General features: G+C 64.1%; 21 protein-coding genes and 1 tRNA gene. 9 read left to right on the top strand and 13 right to left on the bottom strand.

Going from position 1 to position 23084, the window contains the following annotated elements; all coding sequences use genetic code 11:
• Positions 1 to 26 precede the first annotated feature (26 nt).
• The 3 genes from NCR39_RS06730 to NCR39_RS06720 form a co-directional block, all read right to left on the bottom strand.
• The gene (locus tag NCR39_RS06730; protein ID WP_250451502.1) at positions 27 to 1505 is read right to left on the bottom strand and encodes a PepSY-associated TM helix domain-containing protein; all 1479 of its coding nucleotides are present in this window, start codon (positions 1503 to 1505) and stop codon (positions 27 to 29) included.
• Positions 1506 to 1545: 40 nt separating this feature from the next.
• Positions 1546 to 3897, bottom strand: a complete 2352-nt coding sequence (locus NCR39_RS06725) for a TonB-dependent receptor (RefSeq protein WP_502800178.1) — start codon at positions 3895 to 3897, stop codon at positions 1546 to 1548.
• 90 nt (positions 3898 to 3987) lie between these two features.
• Positions 3988 to 4416 (bottom strand): DUF2946 domain-containing protein, encoded by a 429-nt coding sequence (locus NCR39_RS06720; protein WP_250451501.1) that lies wholly within the window; start codon positions 4414 to 4416, stop codon positions 3988 to 3990.
• A 236-nt stretch (positions 4417 to 4652) separates the two neighbouring features.
• Between NCR39_RS06720 and NCR39_RS06715 the strand changes: the two genes are divergently transcribed.
• Positions 4653 to 4739: transfer RNA gene (locus tag NCR39_RS06715), tRNA-Leu, on the top strand.
• A gap of 58 nt (positions 4740 to 4797) precedes the next feature.
• Here NCR39_RS06715 and NCR39_RS06710 read toward each other — a convergent pair.
• Both NCR39_RS06710 and NCR39_RS06705 read right to left on the bottom strand, forming a co-directional pair.
• Positions 4798 to 5184 carry a DUF5594 family protein gene (locus NCR39_RS06710; protein WP_250451500.1) on the bottom strand — a complete coding sequence of 129 codons (387 nt, stop codon included), beginning with the start codon at positions 5182 to 5184 and terminating at the stop codon, positions 4798 to 4800.
• Between the two features lie 34 nt (positions 5185 to 5218).
• Entirely contained in the window at positions 5219 to 5371 is a 153-nt protein-coding gene (locus NCR39_RS06705) for a hypothetical protein (protein WP_250451499.1), read from the bottom strand.
• A 77-nt stretch (positions 5372 to 5448) separates the two neighbouring features.
• Here NCR39_RS06705 and NCR39_RS06700 point away from each other — a divergent pair, with 77 nt between their 5' ends.
• A complete protein-coding gene (locus NCR39_RS06700; protein WP_250451498.1) occupies positions 5449 to 6285 on the top strand; it encodes a squalene/phytoene synthase family protein in 837 nt (278 codons plus the stop codon).
• A gap of 3 nt (positions 6286 to 6288) precedes the next feature.
• On the opposite strand, the gene NCR39_RS06695 is transcribed toward NCR39_RS06700, so the two are convergent.
• Together NCR39_RS06695 and NCR39_RS06690 are read right to left on the bottom strand one after the other, a co-directional pair.
• On the bottom strand, positions 6289 to 7287 hold the full coding sequence (locus NCR39_RS06695) for a DUF1501 domain-containing protein (RefSeq protein WP_250451497.1): 999 nt from the start codon (positions 7285 to 7287) through the stop codon (positions 6289 to 6291).
• Between the two features lie 21 nt (positions 7288 to 7308).
• Entirely contained in the window at positions 7309 to 7695 is a 387-nt protein-coding gene (locus NCR39_RS06690; protein WP_250451496.1) for a hypothetical protein, read from the bottom strand.
• Between the two features lie 240 nt (positions 7696 to 7935).
• On the opposite strand from NCR39_RS06690, the gene ompR reads away from it, so the two are divergent.
• The 4 genes from ompR to NCR39_RS06670 all read left to right on the top strand — a co-directional run bounded on the left by ompR (position 7936) and on the right by NCR39_RS06670 (position 11457).
• Complete coding sequence (ompR, locus tag NCR39_RS06685; protein WP_008349770.1) at positions 7936 to 8661, top strand: osmolarity response regulator transcription factor OmpR; 726 nt, start codon at positions 7936 to 7938, stop codon at positions 8659 to 8661.
• A gap of 69 nt (positions 8662 to 8730) precedes the next feature.
• Entirely contained in the window at positions 8731 to 10101 is a 1371-nt protein-coding gene (locus NCR39_RS06680) for an ATP-binding protein (protein ID WP_250451495.1), read from the top strand.
• 182 nt (positions 10102 to 10283) lie between these two features.
• Positions 10284 to 10832, top strand: a complete 549-nt coding sequence (locus tag NCR39_RS06675) for a peroxiredoxin (protein ID WP_087128155.1) — start codon at positions 10284 to 10286, stop codon at positions 10830 to 10832.
• A 100-nt stretch (positions 10833 to 10932) separates the two neighbouring features.
• On the top strand, positions 10933 to 11457 hold the full coding sequence (locus tag NCR39_RS06670; protein WP_250451494.1) for a carboxymuconolactone decarboxylase family protein: 525 nt from the start codon (positions 10933 to 10935) through the stop codon (positions 11455 to 11457).
• 40 nt (positions 11458 to 11497) lie between these two features.
• Here NCR39_RS06670 and ispF read toward each other — a convergent pair whose 3' ends face one another.
• Together ispF and ispD are read right to left on the bottom strand one after the other, a co-directional pair.
• Positions 11498 to 11989, bottom strand: coding sequence for a 2-C-methyl-D-erythritol 2,4-cyclodiphosphate synthase (gene ispF / locus NCR39_RS06665; protein ID WP_250451493.1), 492 nt, complete (start codon positions 11987 to 11989; stop codon positions 11498 to 11500).
• A gap of 41 nt (positions 11990 to 12030) precedes the next feature.
• Positions 12031 to 12690 (bottom strand): 2-C-methyl-D-erythritol 4-phosphate cytidylyltransferase, encoded by a 660-nt coding sequence (gene ispD / locus NCR39_RS06660; protein WP_250451492.1) that lies wholly within the window; start codon positions 12688 to 12690, stop codon positions 12031 to 12033.
• Between the two features lie 201 nt (positions 12691 to 12891).
• Here ispD and mfd point away from each other — a divergent pair, with 201 nt between their 5' ends.
• The 3 genes from mfd to NCR39_RS06645 all read left to right on the top strand — a co-directional run bounded on the left by mfd (position 12892) and on the right by NCR39_RS06645 (position 18840).
• Positions 12892 to 16368: a transcription-repair coupling factor gene (gene mfd, locus NCR39_RS06655; protein ID WP_250451491.1), complete on the top strand. Its 3477-nt coding sequence runs from the start codon at positions 12892 to 12894 to the stop codon at positions 16366 to 16368.
• A 219-nt stretch (positions 16369 to 16587) separates the two neighbouring features.
• Positions 16588 to 17814, top strand: a complete 1227-nt coding sequence (gene argE / locus NCR39_RS06650; protein ID WP_250451490.1) for an acetylornithine deacetylase — start codon at positions 16588 to 16590, stop codon at positions 17812 to 17814.
• 21 nt (positions 17815 to 17835) lie between these two features.
• Positions 17836 to 18840, top strand: coding sequence for a threonine/serine dehydratase family protein (locus NCR39_RS06645; protein WP_250451489.1), 1005 nt, complete (start codon positions 17836 to 17838; stop codon positions 18838 to 18840).
• A 37-nt stretch (positions 18841 to 18877) separates the two neighbouring features.
• Here NCR39_RS06645 and NCR39_RS06640 read toward each other — a convergent pair whose 3' ends face one another.
• The 4 genes from NCR39_RS06640 to NCR39_RS06625 form a co-directional block, all read right to left on the bottom strand.
• Complete coding sequence (locus NCR39_RS06640; protein WP_250451551.1) at positions 18878 to 19696, bottom strand: ABC transporter permease subunit; 819 nt, start codon at positions 19694 to 19696, stop codon at positions 18878 to 18880.
• Positions 19696 to 20598 carry an ABC transporter permease subunit gene (locus NCR39_RS06635; RefSeq protein ID WP_250451488.1) on the bottom strand — a complete coding sequence of 301 codons (903 nt, stop codon included), beginning with the start codon at positions 20596 to 20598 and terminating at the stop codon, positions 19696 to 19698. The genes NCR39_RS06640 and NCR39_RS06635 overlap by 1 nt, the downstream gene beginning before the upstream one ends.
• Positions 20595 to 21752 (bottom strand): ABC transporter ATP-binding protein, encoded by a 1158-nt coding sequence (locus NCR39_RS06630; protein ID WP_250451487.1) that lies wholly within the window; start codon positions 21750 to 21752, stop codon positions 20595 to 20597. The genes NCR39_RS06635 and NCR39_RS06630 overlap by 4 nt, the downstream gene beginning before the upstream one ends.
• A 120-nt stretch (positions 21753 to 21872) precedes the next feature.
• Complete coding sequence (locus NCR39_RS06625; RefSeq protein ID WP_250451486.1) at positions 21873 to 23009, bottom strand: polyamine ABC transporter substrate-binding protein; 1137 nt, start codon at positions 23007 to 23009, stop codon at positions 21873 to 21875.
• Positions 23010 to 23084: the final 75 nt, after the last annotated feature.

The raw sequence follows: 23084 nt of genomic DNA, 5'->3' as shown, positions 1-23084 counted from the left end.
GGATCAGGGCGCGCGTCCGCTGTTCTTCAGGCCTGCGCCTGCGCGCCCGATTGCTTTCCGAACGCCATCCGATCCAGACACCACACCGCGAGCATCGTCATTCCCATCAGCGGAAAGACGATGCCGACGAGCGCCAGAGCGCTGCGCCACGCGCGCATCGGCGGGCGCTTCGCCGGACGCGACGGCGCGCCGAGCGTGCGCGACGGCCGGCGCTTGAGCCACATCACGAAGCCCGTCACGGACAGCGCCGCCAGCCCGAGCGAGATCGCCGAACAGACGATCTGATTCGCCATTCCGAAGTAGCGTCCCATGTGCAGCGACGTGCCATACGAGATGGCCTTCGCGACCGCGCCGTAGCTTCCGTACGAGATGTCCGAAAGCACGCGGCCGCTGTACTGGTCGATATGCAGCGTGCGCTCGTCGCGCGGATCGGCGGGGAAATACGACACCGTGTACACGCCCGTCGGCGATGCCGGCAGCGCGATGCCGTAGTCATCGGCGACACCTTGCTTCGCCGCGAGCGCGACGACGTCATCGAGCGATACGCGCGATGACATCGCGCTGTCCGCGCTATCGCCACTATTCGGCACGGCGGTCGCGCCCACGGCCCACGGCGTCTGATGCAGCGGCAGGTCGTCCATCTTCATCGCCGAGTCGTTCGTCGTGTTCGTCCCGTGCATCCCGTGCATCGCATGTTCGCCGCCTTCGTGCGATGCGTTGCCCGGCGCCGTCGAATGCACATGCGCCTCGCCCCACGCGCCCTTCGGATATCCGAGCGATGCCGTCGTCGCGAGCGCCTTGAACTGCTTGCCCCACGATCCCGACCACGGCAGTCCGCTCAACACGAAAAACAGCGCGCCGATGGCGAGCCACGCGCCGCCCACCGCGTGCAGATCGCGCCACCACGCGCGCCCGTTCAGCGACAGGCGCGGCAGCCACACGCCGCTCGCGCGCCGGTTCTTCCCGCCCCACGGCCACCACAGCGCGATGCCCGTGCCGATCATCACGAGCGTCCAGCATCCGGCGAGTTCCATGAGCAGTTCGCCGGTCTTGCCGAGCATCAGCCCGCGATGCAGATTGCGAATCTGCTTCATCAAGCGATGCTCGACGCTCAGCGTCCCGAGCACGGCACCATCATATGGATTGACGTAGACGCTCTCGCTTTCGCCGGATCGCAAGCGGAACACGAATTCCGCGCTGCGCGTGCGATCCGTTTCGATCTGCGCGAGCGTCGGCGTCGCATCGCGCGGTTCGGCGGCAATCGCCTTCGCAAGCAGCGCGTCCTGCGAAAGACGCGGGCCGTGCGTATCGGCGACGATCATGCGATCGCGATACAGCATCGGCTCGATCTGCGGCTGGAAGCAATACAGCGTGCCGGTGATCGCCAGCACGATCAGCAGCGGCATCACGAAGAGCCCGGCGTAGAAATGCCAGCGCCAGAGCGTGCGGCGTTCGGCGATCACGTCGCCATCCGGCGAAGCGGGCGTGGATTGAGGTGCGGTCATGGCGTGTCCTGTCGAAATGTGAATGGAGAACCGGCGGCCATCAGATGCCGATGCGCCCTTCCACGTAAAACGTGCGTCCCGCGTACGGATGGAACACGTAGTAGCGCCGGTCGAACAGGTTGTCGACGCCCACGCCCAGCTCCGTTTTCTTCGACGGTTTGTAGGTGAACTTGGCATCGACGACGGCATACGTGCTCGTGCCGCCATACGTGTTCGGGTTGACGTCGGTGTTGGTGAGCGTGTTGTACTGGCGTCCCGAATAGCGCAGCGCGAGCGTGCCGGCCATCTTCGCCGTCGCGCGATACGTCGCCACCGCATTCACGCGCCACAGCGGAATGCGATAAAAGTACTTGCCCACCGACGCCGGATTGTTGCCGTTCTCGATGATCTTCGACTGCGTGTACGCGACGTTCGCGGCGAGATCGAGTCCGCGAATGAGCACGTCTTCGCCCTCATAACTCGCTTCCACGCCGCGCGAGCGCACCTTGCCGATGTTCTGGAAGTTCGTCACGTTCGGAATGACGGTCGTGTTCGTCTGGCTCAGGATCGTGTTCTTTACGTCGTCCTGAAAGAGCGTGAAGCGATAGACGCCGTTCCCATGCATCCATTCGGCGGTGAGTTCTTTCGACAGATCGTCTTCCGGCTGCAGATTCGGATTGCTATTGACGATCGACACCCCGTTGATCTGCCCTTGAAACAGCTCGCCGACGGTCGGAAAGCGATACGCGCGCCCGATCGATGCGCGCAGCGTCAGTTCGTTGGTGGCATCGAACGAAAGCGACGCCTTCGGCGACCAGTGGCTCTGGCTCACATCGCCATAAGCAAGCGATGTCCCGCCGAGCGCGCGCGAGCCGTCATACGCGTTCCAGTTCTCGTAGCGCACGCCGTATGTGAACGCCCAGCGCGGCAGGAAGCGCCACGCGTCCTGCGCGTAGACGGCCTGCGTGCGGGTGCGGCCGGCGAACGCGTTCGCGAAGGAAGCGCCCGCGCCATCGCGCCATGCATTCGTGTTCGACGTGACGTTGTCGAGAAAATAGTTGTCGTAGTGATAGCCGAACGACAGCGCGTGCGCCGCGAGGCCGGCGCGTTGCGTCGGCGTCCAGCTCGTGCGCAGATCGAGCGACTTCCATCCCGAGCCGGAACCGTCCGTGAGCGTGCCGGGGCCGTCGCCGGGCACGCCGGAACTGGCCGTGCGCGCGATGCTCTGCGTGATGTCGAAGTACGACGCGACCGCTTCGGCGTTCCATCCGGTGTCGTTGTGCGTGCGCAGCGACAGGCCGTAGAGGAAGTTCTCGCTCGACCCCATGCTCGGCGCGAACGTCGCGGCCGGAAGGTTGTATTCGAAGCCGTCGATGTTCACCCGTCCGCTGTACACGGGATTGCCGGCGGCGTCGCGCAGGAAGGTCGTCGTATCGCTGTTGTACTTCTGATGCCAGTAGCCGAGCGTGAAGCCGGCCTGCAGCGTGTTCGTGAGATCGTAGGCGAGCTTCACGCGCAACTGGTCCTGAAACGTGCGCTCGATGCCCTCGGCCTGCGTGCCCACGACCGCCGTGCGCGCGTTGAACTGGTCGTTGTAGAAGCGCGCGCCGGTGACGGGCGTATCGGCGGCGGTCGCGGGCGTCCTCGATTGCGCGAAGGTCGCGAACTGCAACGGCTGGCCGGTGTTCTCCAGATGATCGAAGCCGATCAGAAACGAGAATTTGCCGATGCGGTCGCCGACGGTCGCCGTCGTGTTCGTGCCGTTGAAGTTGCGGTCGACGCCGAAGAGATCGAAGTGCTGCGTGAAGGCCTGCACCTTCGCGTCGGCTTCGAATTGCGTCGGCATGCGTGTCGTGATGGCGACGGTCGCTCCGATCGAGTTGCCCGGATAAAGCGCGGAATACGGGCCGTAGAACACGTCCGTGCGGGCGATGTCGTCGGCGAAGACCATCGACCAGCGCGGCGCGAACGTCCATGTATTGCCGAGAAAGTTGCTGAGCAAAAGGCCGTCCGCGTACACGAGACCGCGTGCGGTCTGCGCGTTGCTCGTGCCGCGCACGGCGATGGTCGCGTTCGGATCGCCGATGAAGCGCTTGCGCACGGCCAGGTTCGGCGCGTACTTCAGCACGTCTTCGGGCGTCGTGACGTTCCAGTACCGGGACTGGTCGGCGGTCACGGTCGTGACGGTGGCGGGCAGGTTCGGATCGAGCGGCGAGCGTGCGGGCACCGCCGACTGCGCCGTCACCACGACGGGCGCGAGCGTGGTTTCGGTTTCGGATGCGGGTGAATCGGTGGCGGCGGGCGTGGCGGACCAGGCCGCGTGCGCCATCAGCGACAACGGCAAAGCCGCGCGCAAAGGCGTGACGGCGCGACGGCGCGAATGCCGGCGCGCTCGCTTGAGGAGCGTGAACATCGTGGATTCCTGAATGAGCTGACGAGCGACCGCATCGCCCGTGCGCTCAAGCGCCGGACGAACGACTACGCGATCGGACGGGAAACGGCTTCAGGAAAGGACGGGAGGCGCGCGGGCAGACGCGGCGTTGTACGACTTCGCGACGACGGCATCGTCGGATGCGGCCGGCGCGACGTGCGCCACGCGCTCGACGCTCGCGGCGGCATGCGAAGCCGCGAAAACCACCGGCAGATGATGCGCGAGCAGCCCGCAATACGAACAGGCGTCGAAGTGGCCGCCGGCGCTGTGACTACCGGCGTGCTCGTCGGCGTCTGCGTCAACGTTTGCATCGGTGTCGGCATCGTCGTGGTGATGGGCGTGCGCGTCGGGGAGCGCTTCCACGTCGCACAGCGCGGCTTGCGGATCGAGCGCGGCGTTGTGTGCGGCAATGCTCTGGCTGATGACCGGCGCGACAATGGCAAGCCACATGGCGGCGATGCCGAGCCATGCGACGAAGCGATTGCGCGCGTTGCGATTCATGAGAGCGTGGTGTCTGCCGAAACACAGGATTGACGTGATTCTAGGCAGACCTCGGTCGAGCCGCAATCGTAAAGCGCATATGGGGGAAATCGGCTGCTATTTTGTCGTTCCGTGACCTATGCAGCCGACGGATGCACGCGACGCAAATTCGCAGACATCGTGAGACGAATGCGTTAGAATGCGCGGCTTGGCACAGCGGACCGGTGCCGACACGGCGCTCGCGAAGCCGCCGTGCTGCGAGGATGGCGAAATTGGTAGACGCACCAGGTTTAGGTCCTGACGCCAGCAATGGTGTGGGGGTTCGAGTCCCCCTCCTCGCACCAAACGAAACCCCTTCGATTCCGCCGAGGGGGTTTTTTCTTTTCCGGCGCGGGCAAGCGGCTACAGCACGAGGTCGGCCAGTTCCACCATCATCACTTCGCCCTTCGCCTGCGACCGCCCCGCGAAGTCGACGCCCGTCTGCCCCATCAGCTTCCTGATTTCCTCCGGTATGCGTTCGCTCGCGCGCGCGGCGGCGATCGGCCTGTCGACATGCGACAGAAACCGCCGCACGCTCGACGGCTCCCAGTACACGAACACATTGAGCGGATACGACAGCCTCGCGTCCGCCTGACGCGCAGCCGTGATGTGCAGCCCGAGCGTCGGCGACACGCTCATCTGGCGCGGACACACCCGAAAGTCGAAGCCGAAGTCCGTCGCCACGCTTCGCACGAGCAATGGCACGCATTTGTCGCCGAACTGCCTGTTTTCCGTCTTGCTAAGGGGCATCGCCGTCTCCGATAGTCTCGCGTATCCGCATGTTTCACGCAGTGTTGCGCGCGGAAAATGCGTCGTCGGTGGGTCGGCGCACACGCACGCGCAGCAGCGGCACGCGGACGAACGCGCAGTACCGCGGCTGCGAAGCATCGTCCGGACGGATAAAATGAGCGGCCGCGTCGCGCTCGCTCGGCTTCATGCCTCAGGGCGCGGGCTGCACGCGAAGACAGAAGGCAACTCGCTTCGCCACCCTTGCACACCCCACAAGTCCCCTTCGTGAATTTCGACGACTACTGCCAGGAAAAGGCCGCCCCCGAAGGCTCCAGCACGTACTACGCGCTGCGGCGCGCGCCGGCTGCGCGCCAGCCGCTCGTCACCGCGCTTTATGCGCTGTATCGCGAGCTGGAAGAAACCGTGAAGGAAACCAGCGATCCGACCATCGGCCGCACCAAGCACGCGTGGTGGCAGAGCGAACTCGGCAAGCTGGACGCCGGCGAGCCGACGCATCCGGTCACGAAGGCGTTGCAGGCGCACTGCCCGCCCGGGAGTTCGCTCGATGCGACCGTGCGCGCATCGCTTCCGACGCTCGTCGATGGCTTCGGCATGGATCTCGAGCAGGCGCGTTACCTCGACTGGCCGGGCCTGCGGCGCTATATCGATCAGACGGGCGGCGCGCTGGGAACGGCCGTCGCGCGGGCCACGGCGCGCGATCCGGACGCGGCCGCGTCATGGGCCGCGCCGCTCGGTGCCGCGTTGCTGCTGGCCGAGCGCGTGCAGGACATCGGCGACGACGCGCGCAACGGCCGCATCTACGTGCCGATCGACGAGCTGCAGCGCTTCGGCGTGACGGCGGCGGACATCATCAATCGCAAGTACAGCGACGCATTCACCGACCTGATGCGCTTCCAGACCGAACGCGCCCGCCGTTCGCTCGACGACGCGCTCGCCGCCATTCCCGCCGCCGAGCGCGCATCGCAACGCGTGTTGCGCGCGCAGGCGGCGCTGTCGCAGGCGCGTTTCGACGAGATCGAACGGGAAGGCTTCCAGGTGCTGCATCAGCGCATTTCGCTCACGCCGATCCGCAAGCTCTGGATCACCTGGAAAACACGCTAGGCGCTAGGCGCGCACAAAAGGCAGCGGTTCGAACGCCCGCCCGATGACCGGCGCCGATGCGACGTTCCAGCACGCATCGAGCACCGTCGCGCACAGCCTTCTGAAGTCGACGGAAGCCGGCACGCAGCCGTCGGCATCGAGCCGATCCAGCGCCGGCGCATCGCCGAACAGCCCGCCACGCACCGCGCCGCCGAGCACGAAATGCGGCGCGGCTGCGCCGTGGTCCGTGCCGCGGGCGTCGTTCTCGCGCGCGGATCGTCCGAACTCCGAACGAGTCGTCACGAGCGTGCGACGCCAGTCGCCGCTTGCGATCAGCGCCTGCCGCAGCGACGCGATGCCATCGGCGAACTGCGCGAGCAGCGACGCGTGACGCGCCGCCTGAAGCTCGTGCGTATCGAAACCGTTGAGCGAAAGGCGGATCACCGTGACGCCCTGTTGCTTGCGGCTCGCCGCGATGACGCGCGCCGCCGCCTTGCACGCTGCGGCAAACGATCGCATGTCGAACGGCGAACTCAGTTGCGTGACGATGTCGCCGGCCGGAAACGGCCCCGGCTCAGCCGTGCCGAACGTGTGCGTGCGCGATGCGATCGGCCGCGTGAGCCAGCCCTCGCGCCGGTAATCGTCCGCATCGGACGCCGTGTTCCAGATCTGCTGCGACCGGTAATGCGAGCGGCTCGGTTGCGCATAACCGACGCCCTGCACGATCGCCCATTCGCCCGCCTGCCACGCGGGCATCAACGGACGCAGCGACGGATGAAGCCCCGTGCGCTCGTCGATGATCAAAGCCTGATCGCGGGGAATATGCAGCGTCGGCCTGAGCGCGCGATACCGTTCGTCCGCGATAGGCACGACCGTGTTCAGGCCATCGTTGCCGCCGTTGAAGTCGACGAGAATCAGCGTCTTGATCGCGCCGTCCGTGTGCGCCGTCGCGTGCGCGCTGGCGAAGGAAATCGGCCCGGTAACCAGCGCGCCCGCGATCGACAGGAATCCACGTCGGTTCATCGCGTTCGCCCCGGGTCCGGATCAGCGTTTGTAGAGATCGCGCACGGCCTCTTCGATGTGCTGACGCAAGAGGCGGCGCTCATCGGCGGTCATGACGGTGTGGCGCGGCGGACGCGCGGGCGGGGTGTCGTCGACTTGCTGGACGGGTTGGAGCGCGGGCGGCTTGGTGTCGCGGTCGCGCTTCGACGCAGCTTTGCCGCTGCGCTGCTGCGCGCGGATGATGTGGCCTTCGGACCGGCTATCGGACGTATGCACGGCACGGTCGAACCCATTGGAGGAACCGGCGAATGCCGAAGGTTGCGCGTAGGCCTGCGGCGCGCTCAGTACAGCGTACAGCGCACTTGCGAGTAGCGTCTTTCTGTAGATGCGCCTGGTGCGCGCCGGTCCGCGCTGCCGCGCTCCCTTCATGTTGTTCCCTTCGTTGCTCGACAACCGGACAGCCTCATTCTTTTCATGCTTCGCGAAAGGCGGGACAAGCCGCGCGACGCATTGGTGTAATGGAGTATCTACCGAATGCCGGGCCAAGGTAAAGCAGTGTACGCACTGATGATAAGAGGCGTGCCACAAGCCCCGTAAAGTTTGTAACTAACTGTTACACTCGCTTTTGTTACAAACTCGGTGTATGGACAAACGCGCTAAGATGCCTCTATGGAAACCAAGAACCCTTCAAAAATCCTCGTAGTCGACGACGATCCTCGCCTGCGTGATCTGCTGCGGCGCTATCTCGGCGAACAGGGCTTCAACGTGTACGTCGCGGAGAACGCGCCGTCGATGAACAAGCTGTGGGTGCGCGAGCGTTTCGACCTGCTCGTGCTCGACCTGATGCTTCCGGGCGAAGATGGCCTTTCCATCTGCCGGCGGCTGCGCGGCAGCAACGACCGCACGCCGATCATCATGCTCACCGCGAAGGGTGAAGACGTCGACCGCATCGTCGGGCTGGAAATGGGCGCCGACGACTACTTGCCGAAGCCGTTCAATCCGCGCGAACTCGTCGCGCGCATTCACGCGGTACTGCGCCGTCAGACGCCGTCCGAATTGCCGGGCGCACCGTCCGAAACCACCGAAGTCTTCGAATTCGGCGAATTCGCACTGAACCTCGCTACCCGCACGCTCACGAAGAACGGCCAGGAAATTCCGCTGACCACCGGCGAATTCTCGGTGCTGAAAGTGTTCGCGCGGCATCCGCGTCAGCCGCTTTCGCGCGAAAAGCTCATGGAACTCGCGCGCGGCCGTGAATACGAAGTGTTCGACCGCAGCCTCGACGTGCAGATCTCGCGTTTGCGCAAGCTGATCGAGCCCGATCCGAGCAGCCCGCGCTTCATCCAGACCGTGTGGGGTCTCGGCTACGTGTTCATCCCCGACGGCGCGGCCTAAACATTCATACGCTCTTCAAGCGAGTTCGATACGCTTTATCTCCTTCAACGAGCGGAACGCGATAGACCCATGCGCATCGACAGGCGGCTACTGGCGCTTGCGTTCGGCGGCCTGTTCTGGCGAACCTTCGCGCTGATCGCGCTGCTGATCGCGGTCAGCCTCACCGCGTGGTTCCAGAGTTTTCGGGTAATCGAGCGCGAGCCGCGCGCGCAGCGCGTGGCGCTTCAGCTCGTCGCCGTCGTCAAGCTCACGCGCACCGCCCTCCTCTATTCCGATCCCGACCTGCGCCGCGCGCTGCTTCAGGATCTCGAAAGCAACGAGGGCGTGCGCGTGTATCCGCGCGAGACGACCGACAAATACAAGCTGCAGCCGGACGAATCGCTCAATCGGCTGATCGAGCGGGACGTGCGCGGGCGGCTCGGCAACGACACGATCATCGCGCAATCGGTGAACGACATTCCCGGCGTGTGGATCAGCTTCAAGATCGACGACGACGATTACTGGGTCGCGCTCGACCGCGATCAGCTCGACACCGTCACCGGCCTGCAATGGGCCGGCTGGGGCGTGTTCGCGCTGGCGCTGTCGCTGTTCGGCGCGGCGTTCATCACGAGTCTCGTGAACCGGCCGTTCGCGCGCCTCGCGCTCGCGGCGCGCAAGGTCGGCTCGGGGCAGTCGCCCGAACCGCTGCCCGATCGCGGCATGGGCGTTGCTGCCGAAACGAATCGAAGTTTCAACCAGATGGTGCAGAACCTCGAGCAGCTCGAGGCGGATCGCGCGCTGATGCTCGCGGGCATTTCGCACGACTTGCGCACGCCGCTCGCGCGCCTGCGGCTGGAAACGGAAATGAGCCCGTCGGACGAAGCGACGAAGCTCGCGATGATCGACGACATCGAGCAGATGGACATGATCATCGGGCGCTTTCTGGACTATGCGCGGCCGATGCAGCGCATGCCCGAAGCCGTCGATCTCTCGATGATCGCGAGCGAACTCGCCGCGCGCTTCCAGGCCGATGAAGGCGTCGTGATGCGCACCGACCTGGCGCCCGGCGCGATCATCGAAGGCGATCCGACCGATGCGCGGCGCGTCGTCGGTAACTTGCTGGAAAACGCGCGCAAGTACGGCCGCAGCGAACGCGACGACATCGCGCGGATCATCCTGCAAACGCGCGTCACGCACGGGCGAGTGGAATTGTCGGTGATGGACGAGGGACGCGGCATTCCCGACGACCAGGTCGGACTCATCACGCGGCCGTTTTATCGCGTGGACGCGGCGCGCACGCAGGCGAACGGCACCGGTCTCGGCATGGCGATCGTGCAGCGGCTCGTCACGCGCCAGCGCGGCACGCTGCGGCTGCGAAACCGCACGCCGCTGCCGGGCTTCGAGGTGACGATCGACTTTCCGCAAATGAAGGGCGCCCGGTTCGACGGTCCGCGCGACTGAGCGCCGCGCCATTTGAAAAAACCTATCCCGTCCATTGGCCTAAACTTTTGAAGCGGCTAATTCGTGCGGTTATGATGGTCCGATTCGATGCGCGGTGAACGTCTCGGCACTGTCATCATCGCGTTAAGGCTTTCCGGTAGTTTGACTTGGGTTGTCCATTCAACGAACACAGGAGCGTTTGCATGAAGACCGTTGGCGATAAAGTCGAAGCATTCACCGTCACCGCTGCGAAGCCGGGTTTCAACAATCACGAAGAGAACGGCCAGTCCGCGTTCGAGGAAATCACCGAGCAGTCCTTCCCGGGCAAGTGGAAAATCATCTACTTCTATCCGAAGGACTTCACGTTCGTCTGCCCGACGGAAATCGTCGAATTCGGCAAGCTCGCGAAAGACTTCGAAGACCGCGACGCCGTGCTGATGGGCGGCAGCGTCGACAACGAATTCGTGAAGCTCGCATGGCGCCGCGAGCACAAGGACCTGAACAAGCTGAACCACTACTCGTTCGGCGACGTGAAGGGCGAACTCATCGACCAGCTCGGCGTGCGCGACAAGGAAGCCGGCGTCGCGCTGCGTGCGACGTTCATCGTCGATCCGGACAACGTCATTCAGCACGTGTCCGTGAACAATCTCAACGTGGGCCGCAATCCCGAAGAAGTGCTGCGCATTCTCGACGGCCTGCAGACCGACGAACTATGCCCGTGCAACCGCGCGGTCGGCGGCTCGACGCTCTAAGCGCACCGTAGATTCAGCCTCATGCGTGAAGCCCGCCCGCTTTCGAGTGCATGCTCGGAAGCAGGCGGGCTTTTTCATCGCCATCGAAAAGGAGATGTCAATGGAATTTCTTTCCTCGATCAAGGAACTGGTCCCGGATTACGCAAAAGATATACGCCTGAACGTCGACGGCACGATCGCGCGTTCGTCGCTTCAGGGCAATGACGCGGTCGGCGTCGCGCTTGCCGCTGCGTATGCCGCGAAGGCGTCGAAGCTCGTCGAGATCATCCGCAACGCGGGCGTGCTGTCGCCGGAAGAAACGAATGCCGCGCTCACCGCCGCCGCGCTGATGGGCATGAACAACGTGTGGTATCCGTATCTGGAAATGGCGGACAACGCCGATCTCAAGACGCAGCCCGCCGGCTTGCGGATGAACGCGTATGCGTCGCACGGCGGCGTCGACAAGCGGCGCTTCGAGATGTACGCGCTCGCGGCGTCGATCATCGGCAAGTGCCACTTCTGCGTGAAGTCGCACTACGAGAATCTCGTGACCGAAGGCATGACGACGACGCAACTGCGCGATGTCGGCCGCATCGCCGCAGTGATCGGCGCGGTCGCGCTGACGGTCGCGGCGGAAGGAAAGTAACGCGTCGGACGCCGCGCTTTTCGGGCGCGGCGTGCATCGATCACGCGTCGATCGACGTGCGGCGCAGCAGCACCGCCGCCTGCGCCTCGATGCCTTCCTTGCGGCCGAGATAGCCGAGTTTCTCGTTGGTCTTCGCCTTCACGTTGACGCGATCGAGCGGCAAATCCAGATCAGCCGCGATGTTCGCGCGCATGGCTTCGATATGCGGCGCGAGCTTCGGCGCCTGCGCGATCACGGTGCTGTCCACGTTGGCGATCGCAAAGCCCGCTTCCGACACGCGCCTGGCCGCTTCGCGCAGCAGCACGCGGCTGTTCGCGCCCGCGAACTCGGTCGCCGTGTCCGGAAAATGACGGCCGATGTCGCCGAGCGCGGCCGCGCCGAAGAGCGCGTCGGTGATGGCGTGCAGCAGCACGTCGGCATCCGAATGGCCGAGCAGGCCGAGTTCGTACGGAATCTTCACGCCGCCGATGATGAGCTCGCGTCCTTCGACGAGCTGGTGCACGTCGTATCCCTGTCCGATTCTGAAATCCATCGATGCAACCTTGCAGTAGAGTGTGAGCGGTCCGCCGCGCCTCAGGCGGACGCGGAAAGGATCGCGCTGGCAAGACCGAAGTCTTCCGGATAAGTGACCTTGAAGTTGCGCAGGCTGCCCTGCACGAGCTTCGGCGAGTGACCGAGCCATTCGATCGCGCTGGCTTCGTCGGTGAGATCGTGGCCGTCGTGACGCGCACGCTCGATCGCCTCGCGCAACATGCCGATGCGGAACATCTGCGGCGTCTGCGCCTGCCACAAGCCGTCGCGCGATTCCGTGCGCGCCACGCGCGGGCCGCTCGACGGCGCATCGGGCATGCTCGGTGCGACGCGTTTCAACGTATCCGCGACGGGCAGCGCGAGAATGCCGCCAACGGGATCGTCGCGCAATTCGGTGACGAGCTTGCGAATCAGCTCCGGCGTGATGCCGGGGCGCGCGGCGTCGTGCACGAGCACCCAGTCGTCGTCGCGCGCACCGAATTCGCGCAGCGCGACGAGCCCGTTGTACACCGACGCCTGGCGCGACGCCCCGCCCTTGCGCTGCACCGCGAAGCGCAGTCCCGCGAAACGGCGCGCGTCGAAATGATGATCGTCCGGTGCGAGCACGACGAGTGTCTGCGAGAATTCGGAGCACGCGTCGAATGCGGCGAGCGTGTAGCCGAGCATCGGCCGGCCCGCGATCGTCTGGTATTGCTTCGGCATTGGCGCGCCGGATCGGCTGCCGGTTCCGGCGCAGGGAATCAGCGCGAACAGGCGCGCAGTGGTAGACGGGGCGGCGGGCGAAGTCACGAGAGAATCATGTGGCCAAGTCAAAGTGAAGCCCGGATTTTATAATAGGTCTTTCGCGACCACGTCCGGCGCGCGGCTTTCCGTGCTGCGCGAGGACGGTTCAATGCACACCTTATGTCTTCCAAAGCCGTCAAAGCGCAGTCCAGTTCCCCTATCGCGCTCGTCAAGGCAGGTCAGCGTTTCATGTTCGACGGCGCTTCCGGCTCGTCGGATGCGCTCGCCATCGCGCGCTATTTCGCCGCTCATCGTGAAGCCGTTCCGCTGTTGACGGTCGTTTGCGCGAGCGCCGTCGATGCCCAGCGCCTCACCGCCGAACTGCCCTACTTCGCGCCCGATGCCCGCGTGCGTCTCCTGCCGGACTGGGAAACGCTGCCCTACGACACGTTCTCGCCGCATCAGGACCTCGTCTCCGAGCGCCTGGCCACGCTGCACGATCTGGGCGAAGGACGGTGCGACATTCTCATCGTTCCCGCGACGACGGCGCTGTATCGGATGCCGCCGGCGTCGTTCCTCGCGGCCTACACGTTCTCGTTCACGCAGGGCGAGCGTCTCGACGAAGCGAAGCTGAAGGCGCAATTGACGCTCGCGGGTTACGAGCACGTGAGCCAGGTCGTGCGGCCGGGCGAATATTGCGTGCGCGGCTCGCTGATCGACCTGTATCCGATGGGCTCGCCGCTGCCGTATCGCATCGACTTGTTCGACGATCAGGTCGATTCCATCCGCGCGTTCGATCCCGACACGCAGCGCAGCCTCTACCCCGTGCGCGACGTGCGCCTGTTGCCGGGCCGCGAATTCCCGTTCGACGAAGCCGCGCGGACCGCTTTTCGCAGCCGCTGGCGCGAAGTCTTCGAGGGCGATCCGAGCCGCTCGCAGATTTACAAGGACATCGGCAATGGCGTGCCGTCGGCGGGCATCGAATATTATCTGCCGCTCTTCTTCGACGAAACCGCCACGCTCTTCCACTATCTGCCGGAAGGCTCGCAGCTTGCGTTCGTCGGCGATCTCGACGCGGCCATCAAGCGCTTCACGCACGACACGAAGCAGCGCTACGACTTTCTCTCGCACGACCGCGAGCGTCCGCTGCTGGAACCGCGGCGGCTTTTCCTGACCGACGACGACTTCTTCACGTTCGCGAAGCCGTTCGCGCAACTGAAGTTTCCGGCGACGCCCGAAGGCGGCTGGGCCGTCCCGCTGCCCGGCCTCGCGATCGACCGTCATGCCGACGAACCGCTGCTCGCGCTGCGTCACTATCTGGATCAGACGGAAAATCGCGTGATGCTCGTCGCGGAATCGGCGGGACGGCGCGAGACCATCCAGCAGTTGCTCGCGGATAACGGCTTGCGCGGCGAATTGCGCGATACGTTCCAGGAATGGCTCACCGCCGACGCGAAGTTCACACTGGGCATCGCGCCGCTCGCGAACGGCTTCGCGCTGCCGGCCGAAAAGCTCGCGATCATCACGGAGACCGAGCTTTACGGGCCGCTTGCGCGTCGCGCGGGACGGCGTCGCCAGGAACAGGCGAGCAATGTCGATTCGATGGTGCGCGATCTCGCCGAACTCAAGGTCGGCGATCCGGTGGTTCATGCGCAGCACGGCATCGGCCGGTACATGGGCCTCGTGTCGATGGACCTCGGCGAAGGCGAAACCGAGTTCCTGCACCTCGAGTACCAGAACGAATCGAAGCTGTACGTGCCGGTCGCGCAACTGCACGTGATTTCGCGCTATAGCGGCGCGGACCCGGAAAGCGCGCCGTTGCATCAGCTCGGCTCCGGCCAGTGGGAAAAAGCCAAGCGCAAGGCCGCGCAGCAGATTCGCGACACGGCCGCCGAACTGCTGAATCTCTATGCGCGGCGCGCGGCGCGCGAGGGTTTCGCGTTCAAGCTCGAACCGCGCGATTACACGAAGTTCGCGGAGAGCTTCGGCTTCGAGGAGACGCCGGATCAGGCGGCCGCGATTGCGGCGGTCATCACGGACATGACGAGCGGCAAGCCGATGGATCGCCTCGTGTGCGGCGATGTCGGCTTCGGCAAGACGGAAGTCGCGTTGCGCGCGGCGTTCATCGCGGTGATGGGCGGCAAGCAGGTCGCGATTCTGTCGCCCACGACGCTGCTCGCCGAGCAGCACACGCAGACTTTCACCGACCGTTTCTCGGACTGGCCCGTGCGCATCGCGGAGTTGTCGCGCTTTCGGACCGGCAAGGAAGTATCGACGTCGGTGCAGCAGATCAACGAAGGAAGCGTCGATATCGTCATCGGCACGCACAAGCTCTTGTCGAGCGATGTGAAGTTCAAGCGGCTGGGGCTCGTGATTATCGACGAGGAGCATCGCTTCGGCGTGCGGCAGAAGGAGGCGCTGAAGGCGTTGCGCGCGGAGGTCGACGTGCTCACCCTCACCGCGACGCCGATTCCGCGCACGCTCGGCATGGCGCTCGAAGGCCTGCGCGACTTCTCCGTGATTGCGACGGCGCCGCAGAAGCGGCTCGCGATCAAGACGTTCGTGCGGCGCGAGGACGACGGCGTGATCCGCGAGGCGATGCTGCGCGAGTTGAAGCGCGGCGGACAGGTCTACTTCCTGCACAACGAGGTGGAGACCATCGAGAATCGCCGCACGATGCTCGAAGCGCTCGTGCCGGAGGCGCGTATCGCGGTGGCGCATGGACAGATGCACGAGCGCGAACTGGAGCGCGTGATGCGCGATTTCGTCGGCCAGCGCGCGAACGTGCTGCTGTGCACGACGATCATCGAGACGGGCATCGACGTGCCGAGCGCGAACACGATCATCATGCATCGCGCGGACAAGTTCGGGCTTGCGCAGTTGCATCAGTTGCGCGGGCGCGTCGGGCGTTCGCATCACCAGGCGTACGCGTATCTGCTCGTGCATGATCCGCAAGCGCTGACGAAGCAGGCGCAGCGTCGTCTGGAAGCGATTCAGCAGATGGAGGAACTCGGTTCGGGCTTCTATCTGGCGATGCACGACCTGGAGATTCGCGGCACGGGCGAAGTGCTCGGCGACAAGCAGTCGGGCGAGATACACGAGATCGGTTTCCAGCTTTACACGGACATGCTGAACGATGCGGTGCGCGCGCTGAAGGATGGCCGCGAGCCGGACCTGAACGCGCCGCTTGCCGCGACGACCGAGATCAATCTGCACGCGCCGGCGATTTTGCCCGCCGATTATTGCGGCGATGTGCAGGAGCGTTTGTCCTTGTACAAGCGGCTGGCGAATTGCGAATCGAGCGATGCGATCGACGGCATTCTCGAAGAGCTGGTGGACCGCTTCGGCAAGCTGCCGCCGCAGGCGCATGCGCTGGTGGAGACGCATCGGTTGCGGCTTGCGGCGAAGCCGCTGGGCATTTCGAAGATCGATGCGGCGGAGGTTTCGATCTCGCTGCAGTTCGTGCCGAATCCGCCGGTGGATGCGATGAGGATCATCGAGATGGTGCAGAAGCATAAGCACATCAAGCTGGCGGGACAGGACAAATTGCGGATCGAGTCGCGCAGTCCCGATCTTGCGGTGCGGATTGCTACCGTTAAGGAGACGCTGCGCGCACTGGGGGGGCCGGTTCGGCAACCGGCCGTTGCTGGGCGGTGAATTTTTTTGCCTCTTCCCTTAGCCGGGGGCTTTTACTGTCGGTCTGGTTTTTTCGTGTCGGTCTATTAGCACGCCCCTCCCCGGGGCGGGCTAATAGACCGACACGTATAAACGAAGGCACAAAAACAGCGACCCCAAGCCGTCAAGACGGCCCTCCCTCGGTGAATCAGCAAAAATTCTTTTGCGCTATGATCGAACCCTACCCGCAGGAGTAAAAACATGTCACAGATCGCTGATCCGGCGCATCTCGAAGTCTCATCCTCGTCGGACAATCCGAAATCCCTGCCGTGGATCGAACGGCTCGTCTCCTTCGATACCGTCAGCCGCAATCCCAACCTTGGTCTGATCGAAACCGTGCGCGACGAACTGCGCGCCGCAGGCGTCGAATCGACTATCACCACCGATCCGCGCGGCCAGTGGGCCAACCTCTTCGCCACCGTACCCGCCCACGACGGGCAAACGAACGGCGGCATCGTCTTGTCAGGTCATACCGATGTCGTCCCCGTCGACGGCCAGGACTGGGCGAGCGATCCCTTCAAGCCCGAAGTCCGCGACGGCCTTCTCTACGGCCGCGGCACATGCGACATGAAAGGCTTCATCGGCGCGGCGCTTTCGATGCTGCCCGCGATGCAGGCCACGAAGCTCGCCAAGCCCATCCACTTCGCGTTCTCGTTCGATGAGGAAATCGGCTGCGCCGGCGCACCGCTCATGATCGCGGACCTGCAAAAGCGCGGCGTGCGGCCCGACGGCTGCATCGTCGGCGAACCCACGTCGATGCGTCCCATCATCGCGCACAAGGGCATCAACGCATTCCGATGCTGCGTGCGCGGCGCGGCGGCGCATTCGTCGCTGACGCCGAAGGGCTTGAACGCAATCGAATACGCCGCGCGCCTCATCTGCTTCATCCGCGATGTCGCCGATGAATTCCGCGCCAACGGCCCGTTCGACGAACTCTACGACGTGCCCTTCACCACCGCGCAGACGAGCACGATCAAGGGCGGCAACGCGCTCAACACCGTGCCCGCCGAATGTTCGTTCGACTTCGAATTCCGCAATCTGCCGACGATGGACCCCGAGCGCATCTTCGCGCGCATCGAATCGTATGCACGCGAAACGCTCGTACCGAAGATGCTGAAAGAGCACGGCAACGCCGCGATCGAGTTCTCGAAGATCGCATCCGCGCCGGGCCTCGACGCCACCGAACAGGCCGCCATCACGCAACTCGTGCGCGCGCTCACCGAGAACCAGGAGAAGCGCAAGGTCGCCTACGGCACCGAAGCGGGACTCTTCGCGCTCGCCGGCGTGCCGAGCATCGTGTGCGGGCCGGGCAACATCGAGCAGGCGCACAAGGCGAACGAATACGTGTCGCTCGAGCAGCTTGCCGCGTGCGAAGCCTTCCTCGGCAAGTTCATTCACAGCATGTCGGTCGAAGCGCAAGCGCGCTGACCCTTCGCGATCACACGAGCCATGTCCGCAGCCACACAGCATTCCGACAATACGATCGACGGCACGCCGATTCCCACGCTCGACGACATCGCCGAGCAGCACATGGCGCTCACGCCGTGGGTCGCGCGCACGCCCGTCTTCGAACGGCACGACTTCCCGACGCTCGAAGGCACGCCTGTCACGTTCAAGTTCGAACTGCTGCAGGCGAGCGGCACGTTCAAGGCGCGCGGCGCGTTCTCCAACATCCTCGCGCTCGATGCCGACGAGCGCACCGCGGGCGTCACGTGCGTATCGGCGGGCAATCACGCGGTCGCGGTCGCGTACGCGGCGCATCGCATGGAAGTGGGCGCGAAGGTCGTCGTCACGAGGAACGCGAGTCCCACGCGCGTCGCGCTGTGCCGGCGCTTCGGCGCGGAAGTCGTGCTCGCGGACAACGTGGCGGAAGCGTTCGAGATCGTGCGGCGTATCGAAGCCGAGGAAGGCCGGTTCTTCGTGCATCCGTTCAACGGCTATCGCACCGTGCTCGGCACCGCGACGCTCGGCTACGAGTGGACGTCGCAGGCGCCCGACCTCGAAGCGGTGATTCTGCCGATCGGCGGCGGCGGGCTGGCGGCGGGCGTATCGACTGCGATGCGCCTCGCCAATCCGTCGTTGCACGTGTACGGCGTGGAACCGGAAGGATCGGACGCCATGAGCCGCAGCTTCGCCGCGAACCACACGGTGAAGATGGGCGCGATGCACAGCATCGCCGATTCGCTGATGGCGCCGCACACCGAGCAATACAGCTACGAGCTATGCCGTCGGCATATCGATGAAGTCGTCACCGTGTCCGACGACGCATTGCGCCACGGCATGCAGCAGTTGTTCAGCGAACTGAAGCTGGCGGTGGAGCCGGCGTGCGCGGCAGCGACCGCCGCCCTGCTCGGGCCGCTGCGCGAGCGGCTGCAAGGCAAGCGCGTGGGTGTGCTGTTGTGCGGGACGAATACCGATCCCGCGACATTCGCGCGGCACATGGCGAACGTCTGATACAAGAACGGCCCGTGTGAACCGGGCCGTTTTGCTTTCACGACACCGCCGCGAGCCGCCTTCTCTCGCTGCGCTGCATGAAGTAATTCGCGGCGATCACGCCCACCGTCACCAGCGCGATAAACAGCGTCGCGAGCGCGTTCATCTCCGGATTCAGCCCGAGACGCACGCGCGAGAACACGACGAGCGGCAGCGTCGTCGATCCCGGACCGGACAGGAACGCCGAGAGCACGAGATCGTCGATAGACAGCGTGAACGACAGCAGCCAGCCCGCGACGAGCGCCTGCGAAATCAGCGGCAGCGTGATCGAGAAGAACACGCGCAGCGGCGTCGCGCCGAGATCGAGCGCCGCTTCTTCCAGCGACGGATTCAGTTCCCGCACGCGCGATTCCACGATGATCGCCACATACGAGATGCACAGCATCACGTGGCCGATCCAGATGGTGAAGAGACCGCGACCCGCCGGCCAGCCGATCAGTTTCGCCATCTCGACGAACAGCAGCAAGAGCGAAATGCCCTGAATGACCTCGGGAATCACGAGCGGCGCGTTGATCATGCCGGTATAGAGCGTGAAGCCGCGAAAGCGTCCCATGCGCGCGAGCACGAAGCCCGCCCACGTGCCGATCACGACCGATGCACACGCCGTCAGAAACGCGATGCGCAGCGACAGCCACGCCGCGTTGATGAGCTCGTCGTCGGTCACGAGCGCGCGATACCACTTCAACGAAAACTCGGTCCACACGGTGACGAGCGGCGAGTCGTTGAACGAATAGACGATCAGGCTGATGATCGGGATATACAGGAACGCAAACCCGATCCCGAGCGATGTCATCTGCAGCGAACGGCTCGGCTTGATCATCGCTTCTGCTCCAGTTGCTTCGCCTGGAAGTGCTGGAAAAGCGCCATCGGCACGAGCAGCAGCAAGACCATCGCGCAGGTGACGGCGGAGGCCATCGGCCAGTCGGCGTTATCGAAGAACTCGTTCCACATGACGCGGCCGATCATCAGCGTATCCGCGCCGCCGAGCAGCTCCGGAATCACGTACTCGCCCACCGCCGGAATGAACACGAGCAGGCAGCCCGCGATGATTCCGTTCTTCGACAGCGGCAACGTGATCTGCACGAACGCCCTCCACGGCTTCGCGCCGAGATCGTAGGCGGCTTCGAGCAAGGTCAGGTCCATTTTCACGAGGTGCGCGTAAAGCGGCATCACGAGAAACGGCAGATACGAATACACCATGCCGATATAAACCGCGATATTCGTGTGATACAGCTCGATCGGCGTGTGAATCAGACCGATCGACATCAGAAAATTATTCAGCAGACCGTTGTTCTTGAGAATGCCGATCCACGCGTACACGCGAATCAGGAACGACGTCCAGAACGGCAGCATCACGGCCATCATCAGGAGATTGCGCGTGGCCGGATTCGATCGCGCGATGTAATACGCCATCGGATAGCCGATCAACAGGCACAGCACCGTCGATACCGCCGCGACCAGCAGCGAGTTCATGTAGGTCGCGAAGTACAGGCTGTCCGTCAACAGGAACGCGTAGTGCGAGAAATCGAGCGCGATGTTCATCACGCCCTCTTTCAGCGTCAGCAGTTCCGTGTACGGCGGAATACCCAACTGGCTGTCCGCGAAGCTGATCTTCACGACCAGCAGGAACGGCACGAAGAAGAGCAGCAGCAGCCACAGATACGGCCCCGCGATGACAGCGGTGCGGCCCGAGAGCCCGAAACGTTCGGCGATCTTCATGACGTCAGCACCACGCCCGCCGACGCGCTCCAGCGCACATAGACTTCGTCGTCGAACGTGGGCGAATCGATCTCGCCGAGCGCCAGGCTCGTCACGTTCGCGACCACGGTCTTGCCGCTATCGAGCGTCACGTGATAGAGCGAATAGCCGCCCATGTACGCGATGTTCGTCACCTTGCCGCGTCCCCAGTTGAACGCGCCCTCGGGCGGCTTGCGCGTGAGCGCGATGCGCTCCGGCCGCACGGAAATGGTCACCGGCATGCCGAGCGGCCCGGTGATGCCGTGGCTCACATACAGACGCACGGGCAGTTCCGTCGATTCGACGAACACGTGATCCGGCTCGTCCTCGACGACGTTGCCATCGAACAGATTCGTCGAGCCGATGAACTGCGCCGAGAAGCGGCTGTTCGGATACTCGTAGACCTCATGCGGCGTGCCGAGTTGCACGATCTGGCCTTCGCTCATCACCGCGAGGCGATTGGCCATCGTCATGGCTTCTTCCTGATCGTGCGTGACCATGATGCACGTCACGCCCACCTGATCGAGAATGTTGACGAGTTCGATCTGCGTGCGCTGGCGGATCTGCTTGTCGAGCGCGGACATCGGCTCGTCGAGCAGCAAGAGCTTCGGGCGCTTGACGAGACTGCGCGCGAGCGCCACGCGCTGCTGCTGGCCGCCGGAAAGCTGATGCGGCTTGCGCTTTGCGTACTGCGCCATCTGCACGAGTTGCAGGGCGTTGTGCACGCGATCTTTCAGCTCGCCGCCCTTCACGCCTTCCTGCTTTAGCCCGAACGCGACGTTCGATTCCACGCTCATATGCGGAAAGAGCGCATACGACTGGAACATCATGTTCACCGGCCGGCGATACGGCGGCATCTTCGCGAGATCCTCGCCATCGATCAGAATCTGCCCTTCGGTCACGGACTCGAGGCCCGCGAGCATGCGCAGCAGCGTCGACTTGCCGCAGCCGGAACTGCCGAGCAGCGCGAAGAGTTCGCCCTTTCTCACCGACAGATTGACGCCCTTCACGGCCACCGTTTCGTCGAATTTCTTCACGACATCGACGATCCGCACGAAGTCGTCGCCCGTGCTCTGGCCGGATGACGCATTTCCCGATTGTGGCGCTGCCTTCAACGCGCTCGACTGCTCACTCATGATTGCCTGTTCGACTCCTGCATCTTGCGTTCGCGCATCCGCCGCGTGCGACGGATCACGAACAAAGCCCCCGGAGGTCCGAGGGCTTCGTCGTTTCAATGAATAACCGGTTGTTCCAACTTAGCGGCCGGACTTGAATTCGGTCCACAGCCGCGTCTGCAGGCGCTGGATCTCGGGCGGCAACGGCTTCAGAAGGAACAGGGTCTTGATGACGTCCTGCGGCGGATACACGGCCGGATCGTTCGCCACGTCCTTGTCCACGTACTTGCGCGCTTCGAGGTTCGCGCTCGGGTAGTACACGGCGTTCGTGATAGCCGCATGCACCTGCGGCGTCTCGATGTAGTTGATCCACTCGTGCGCCGCTTCCTTGTTCTTCGCGTCCTTCGGAATGGCCATCACGTCGAACCACACGGGCGCGCCGCCCTTCGGAATGTAGTACTCGATCTTGAACGGCTTCTTCGCCTCGACGGCGCGATGCTTCGCGATCACCACGTCGCCCGACCAGCCGTACGCGAAGCAGATGTCCCCGCCGACCATGTCGTTGATATAGCCCGACGAGTTGAACTGCGTGATGTACGGGCGAATCTTCTTGAGCATCGCGAGCGCTTCGCGATAATCGGCGGGATTCGTGCTCATCGGATCCTTGCCGATGTAATGCAGCGCGGCCGCGAACATCTGGTCGGGCGCGTCGAGCACGGACACGCCGCAGGCCTTCAGCTTCGAGATGTTCTCGGGCTTGAAGAGAATGTCCCAGTTGTTGAGCGCGGTGTTCGCGCCGAGAATCTGCTTCGCCTTGTCGACGTTGTAGCCGAGACCCGTCGTGCCGTACGCCCAGGGCACCGAATACTGGTTGCCGGGGTCCGCGCCCGCGACGAGCTTCATCAGTTCGGGATCGAGATACTTCAGGTTCGGCAGCTTGGACTTGTCGAGCGGCGAGAAGATGTTCGCGGCGATCTGCTTGCCGGCGTAGTTGCTCGTCGGCACCACGATGTCGTAGCCAGAATTGCCGGTCAGCAGCTTGGCCTGGAGCGTGTCGTCGCTGTCGTAGTTGTCGTACTTCACCTTGACGCCGGTCTGCTTGGTGAAGTTGGGAATCGTGTCCTTGGCGATATAGTCCGACCAGTTGTACACGTTGAGCTGCGTGTCTTTCGCCGATGCCGCGAGCGGCAGCAGCGTCGCCGTGCATGCGAGCGCGCCCGCGAGTTTCGCCAGCTTGGCCGTGGGGGGGGCCGCGCCACCCCCCACCGTTCCGTTCATCTAGATTATAAATTTTTAATACAATAATAATAACTACCAGCGCCTTTATTTTGTGGTCGTTGGGGCCGCCGGTTC

The sequence above is a fragment of the Caballeronia sp. ATUFL_M2_KS44 genome (genome assembly GCF_023630965.1).
Taxonomy (GTDB): Bacteria; Pseudomonadota; Gammaproteobacteria; order Burkholderiales; family Burkholderiaceae; genus Caballeronia; species Caballeronia concitans.
Note: the sequence above shows the minus strand (reverse complement) of the source record. Positions and strands in the feature narration are given on the sequence as shown.